The organism is Mycobacterium sp., assembly GCF_036488105.1.
GTDB lineage: Bacteria > Actinomycetota > Actinomycetes > Mycobacteriales > Mycobacteriaceae > Mycobacterium.
This window is the reverse complement of the sequence record NZ_DASXHW010000513.1, coordinates 1-3,706: the sequence shown is the minus strand read 5'-3', so window position 1 is coordinate 3,706 and position 3,706 is coordinate 1. Positions and strand designations below refer to the sequence as shown.

Here is a 3,706-nt window from a genome sequence, read left to right as displayed (position 1 = left end):
TGCGCGGTCGGCTCCGCTTTGGAAGTGGCCACCGCCAGTCGGACACCGGCGGTCCGCAGATCGGCGAGCAATGGCCCGATCCCGTCGAAGAGGCTGTTGATCGCCCAACCGCGGGTGGTGTAGTCGGCGTAGTAGGCGGCGATCGCCGCCTCGGCGTGCTCGCCCAGCTCCATCGCCTCGAAGGTGTGGTGCATCGGCGGGCCGATGATCTGACTGGCCAGGTCGCCCTCGGGTACCGCGGCCCCGATCTCGCCGAGCGCGTGCCGGAAGCTGGACACGATGCCGTCCGCGGAGTCGGTGAGCGTGCCGTCGAGGTCGAAGATCACCAGCTGGGGTTGAGCTGCCGAGACCGTGCCTGTCACGTACCTATTGTCCAGGATGGCCTGACGTGGCGGTGATCGGTCCCGATACCGGACGACCACGCGCGGTCGTTACTGTTTGAGATGTGGCGAGTCTGGATTCGAGCGCATCGATCTCGCTCCCCGGGGCGCGCTATCACGGTGATCAAGCCGCCGAACCCGGCATGCTCGATTTCGCCGTCAACATCCGGCACGCGCAGCCGCCGGTCTGGCTGCTGGAGCGACTGTCTGCCCGGCTGCCCGACGTGGCGCGGTACCCGAGCGTCGACGACGAGCGTGCGGCGATCCGGGCCGTCGCCGGCCGGCACCGCCGCGCCGACGACGAGGTTGCGCTGTTGGCCGGTGCCGCCGAGGGATTCGCACTGCTGCCTAATTTGCGTCCGACACTGGCCGCGGTGATCGCACCGTCGTTCACCGAACCGGACGTGGCGCTGCGAGCCGCCGGTGTCCCGGTGCATCACGCCGTGCTCGATCCACCGTTCGGTCTGGCGGGCGCGCAGGTACCCGAGCAGGCCGACCTGGTCGTGGTCGGCAATCCGACCAACCCGACCGCCGTTATGCACACGCGCGAACACATCCTGTCGTTGCGGCGGCCCGGCCGCATCGTTGTGGTGGACGAGGCGTTCGCCGATGCTGTTCCCGGCGAGCCGGAGTCGCTGGCCGACCAGCCGCTGCCCGACGTCCTGGTGCTGCGCAGCCTCACCAAGACGTGGGCGCTGGCCGGACTGCGGGTGGGCTACGCGCTGGGTGCTCCGGAGGTGCTGGCGCGGCTGACCGCTACCCGCCCGCACTGGCCGATGGGCACGCTGCAGTTGACCGCCGTCGCGGCGTGCTGTGCGCCGGCGGCGGTGGCCGAAGCCGCGGCGGGTGCCCGGCGGTTGGCGGCGATGCGCGCCGAGATGGTGTCTGGCCTGCGCCCTGCGGGTGTCGAGCCGGTCGACGGCCGCGCGCCATTTGTCTTGTTCACCGTCGGTGACGCCGAGTTGACGCGAAAGCATCTGCACACCAGAGGAATTGCGGTGAGACGATGCGACACGTTCGTCGGCCTGGACGGGCGCTACCTGCGCGCTGCGGTGCGACCGGAGTGGCCGCGGCTCGTCGAGGCGATCGCGGACATCGCCAAGAGCGGGGGGCTGCGATGACGGTTCGGTTGGGTGTGGTCATCGATGCATTGGACGAGGCGTACCCGCCCGGGCTTGCTCAGTCGTGGGATTCGATCGGTCTGGTCTGCGGCGACCCCGACGACGCGCTGAGCTCGGTGACGATCGCGGTCGACGCCACCGCCGCGGTGGTCGACGCGGTGCCCGACGGCGGCCTGCTGTTGGCCCACCATCCGTTGCTGTTGCATGGAGTGGACACAGTGTCCGCCGACACCGCCAAGGGCGGGTTGGTGCACCGGATGATCCGCACCGGGCGTTCGCTGTTCACCGCGCACACCAACGCCGACGCGGCGTCACCGGGCGTCTCCGACGCGCTGGCGCACGCGCTGGGGTTGACCGTCGAGGCGGTTCTGGAACCCGCGCCGGCCTCGCTGAATCTGGACAAGTGGGTGATTTTCGTCCCGCCCGAGAACGCGGATGCGCTGCGAGCGGCGATCTTCGCGGCCGGCGCCGGTCAGATCGGCGACTACTCGCACTGCAGTTGGAGTGTCACCGGCACCGGCCAATTCCTGCCGGAGGATGGCGCTCAGCCGGCCATCGGCAGCGTCGGCGCGGTGGAACACGTGGTCGAGGACCGGGTCGAGGTTGTCGCGCCCGCGCAGGCGCGGGTTCGGGTGCTCGCGGCGATGCGCGAGGCGCACCCGTATGAGGAGCCGGCGTTCGACATCGTCGCGCTCGCGCCGACGCCGGGCGACGCCGGGCTGGGCCGGATCGGCTCGCTCCCACAGCCAGAGCCGTTGAGCGCGTTCGTCTCCCGAGTGCGGGCAGGGTTGCCGCAAACATCATGGGGCGTGCGCGCCGCCGGTGACCCGGACCGGCTGGTCTCCCGGGTTGCCGTGTGCGGCGGTGCGGGTGACTCGCTGCTGGGTGCCGTGGCGGACGCTGATGTCCAGGCCTACGTGACGGCCGATCTGCGTCACCACCCGGCCGACGAGCACCGCCGTGCTTCGGAGGTGGCGCTGGTCGACGTCGCGCATTGGGCCAGTGAATACCCGTGGTGTGCGCAGGCTGCCGACGTGCTGCGGTCGACTTTTGGCACCGCATTGTCGGTGGATGTGTGTCCCATCCGCACCGATCCATGGAACGTCGACAACGACGGCGGGGGAGAGTACGCATGAAAGCCGAAGTCGCACAGCAGCGCTCACTACTCGAAGTCGCTGAACTCGACGCCGAGCTGGCGAAGATGAACCACCGCGCCGGCCACCTGCCCGAGCGCGCCGACTGCGAGCGGATACAAACCGAGCAGGTCGCCGCCAATGACCGGCTGGGGGCCTTGCAGATTGCGTTGGAGGACTTGAACACCCAGGTCTCGCGCTTCGAGTCGGAGATCGACGCGGTGCGCCAGCGCGAGGACCGGGACCGGTCGTTGCTGCAATCCGTAGCGGATGCCAAGCAATTGTCGGAGTTGCAGCACGAATTGGGCACCCTGGAGCGCCGCCAATCCAGCCTGGAAGATTCGCTGTTGGAGGTGATGGAACGCCGCGAACAGTTACAGACACAGCAGGCCGCGGAGCAGGCGACCGTCGACGCACTGCAGAACGACCTGGCCGCCGCTCAACAAGCCCTGGACACAACGCTGGCCGACATCGACCACCATCGGCGCGTTCACTCTGCGAGGCGCGGCGAACTCACCGCTGAGCTGGCTCAGGATCTGGTGACGCTGTACGAACGACAGCGGGCCGGCGGCGGCCCCGGGGCGGGCGTGCTGCAAGGGCGCCGATGCGGGGCGTGCCGAATCGAGATCGACCGCGGCGAGCTGGCCCGGATCTCCGCGGCGGCCGACGACGAAGTGCTGCGGTGCCCCGAATGCGGGGCAATTTTGTTGCGGCTCCAGGGCGCAAGCCAGTGAAGGTCCTCGTCGAGGCCGACGGAGGATCCCGCGGTAACCCCGGACCGGCCGGCTACGGCTCGGTGGTCTGGTCCGCGGATCGCTCGATCGTGCTGGCCGAGAGCAAGCAGTCCATCGGCCTGGCCACCAACAACGTCGCCGAATATCGCGGCCTGATATCGGGTTTGGAGGAGGCCGCGAAGTTGCACGCCACCGACGTCGCGGTGTCGATGGATTCCAAACTCGTCGTCGAGCAGATGTCGGGGCGATGGAAGGTCAAGCATCCCGACCTTGCCGAGCTTCACGAGCAGGCTCGCGCGCTGGCGCAGCGATTCGATCGGGTCAGCTACACGTGGATT

At 69.1% G+C, this 3,706-nt stretch carries 5 protein-coding genes; 4 read left to right on the top strand and 1 reads right to left on the bottom strand.

Features of this window, described 5'->3' with window-relative positions:
* On the bottom strand, window positions 1-362 hold a 362-nt coding region (locus VGH54_RS26955; protein ID WP_331515192.1), incomplete at its 3' end, for an HAD hydrolase-like protein.
* An 83-nt stretch (window positions 363-445) separates the two neighbouring features.
* Between VGH54_RS26955 and cobC the strand changes: the two genes are divergently transcribed.
* The 4 genes from cobC to VGH54_RS26935 form a co-directional block, all read left to right on the top strand.
* The gene (gene cobC, locus VGH54_RS26950) at window positions 446-1,501 is read left to right on the top strand and encodes an Rv2231c family pyridoxal phosphate-dependent protein CobC (protein WP_331515191.1); all 1,056 of its coding nucleotides are present in this window, start codon (window positions 446-448) and stop codon (window positions 1,499-1,501) included.
* Window positions 1,498-2,637, top strand: coding sequence for a Nif3-like dinuclear metal center hexameric protein (locus VGH54_RS26945; RefSeq protein ID WP_331515190.1), 1,140 nt, complete (start codon window positions 1,498-1,500; stop codon window positions 2,635-2,637). Before cobC ends, VGH54_RS26945 begins: the two co-directional genes overlap by 4 nt.
* The gene (locus VGH54_RS26940; RefSeq protein ID WP_331515189.1) at window positions 2,634-3,368 is read left to right on the top strand and encodes a zinc ribbon domain-containing protein; all 735 of its coding nucleotides are present in this window, start codon (window positions 2,634-2,636) and stop codon (window positions 3,366-3,368) included. Before VGH54_RS26945 ends, VGH54_RS26940 begins: the two co-directional genes overlap by 4 nt.
* Window positions 3,365-3,706 (top strand): reverse transcriptase-like protein (locus VGH54_RS26935; protein ID WP_331515188.1); only part of this gene is annotated, 342 nt, incomplete at its 3' end. The genes VGH54_RS26940 and VGH54_RS26935, both read left to right, overlap by 4 nt.